This window comes from Microbacterium sp. Leaf351 (genome assembly GCF_001423825.1).
GTDB lineage: Bacteria > Actinomycetota > Actinomycetes > Actinomycetales > Microbacteriaceae > Microbacterium > Microbacterium ginsengisoli.
The window spans coordinates 92076-93105 of sequence record NZ_LMPK01000023.1; the positions used below are offsets into that span (position 1 = coordinate 92076).

At 74.9% G+C, this 1030-nt stretch carries 1 protein-coding gene; it reads left to right on the forward strand.

Translation table 11 applies throughout. The annotated features are described in order from the left end of the window. Positions 1–1030: biotin-dependent carboxyltransferase family protein (locus ASG00_RS08130; protein WP_235559445.1), on the forward strand; the 1030-nt coding region annotated here is incomplete at both ends.

Here is a 1030-nt window from a genome sequence, read left to right on the forward strand (position 1 = left end):
GGATGTCGTGCGGGGTGCTGTGCGGGCGGATGCCGCGGGTGGGACGGCGGCCGAACCCGGCCAGGCGCCGGGCGCGCCGAACGCCGAGCCCGCCATGCCCGGCCCCGCGCTCGATTCCGCGCGGGGTACGCCCGCCGCGGCGCCCGGCGCCCTCACGACGCCGAACGTCGAGCCCACCGAGCCCCGCCGAGCGTTCGAGGTTCTCCGTGTCGGAGTCTCGGCGACGCTCCAGGATCTGGGGCGCCCCCACCTCGCTCACCTCGGCATCGCCCGATCCGGCGCTCTCGATCGCGCCGCGCTGCGGGCGGCGAACCGACTCGTCGGCAACGTCGAGGGCGACGCGGGCATCGAGGTGGTCGGCGGGGGGACGGCGCTGCGCGCGACCTGCGATCTCTGGGTCGCGCTGGCCGGCGCGTGGAGTGACGTGACCGTCGATGGCGTGCCGATCGAGGCATATGTCGCGACGGCCTGGCCTGCCGGGTCGGTGCTGGAGATCGGATGGCCGCGCCGCGGCATCCGCACCATCGTCGCCGTGCGGGGCGGCGTCGACGTGCCGCTCGAGGCGGGTTCGTGCGCGACGGACACGCTCTCGGCACTCGGACCCGCACCACTCGGCGCCGGAGATCTGCTGTCGATCGGCGCGGATCCCGCGTCGCCGATCCCCGTGGTCGATGCGTTCCCGTGGACGGTGCCCGCCGAGACGCTCGAGCTCCCGGTTGCGCTCGGCCCGCGCGACGACTGGTTCACGCGCACCGCTGTCGACGCCCTGTTCGCGAGACCCTGGCGGGTGAGCACCGACAGTGATCGGGTCGGAATGCGTCTCGAGGGACCGCTGCTCGCCCGCACCCGCGACGGCGAACTGCCGAGCGAGGGCATGGTGCCGGGTGCACTTCAGGTGCCGCCGTCCGGCCGCCCGACGATCCTGCTCGCCGACGGCCCCGTGACGGGCGGATATCCGGTGATCGGTGTCATCCCGGATGCCGCGCTCGACCTGCTCGCGCAGGCCGCGCCCGGCACCGTGCTGCACTTC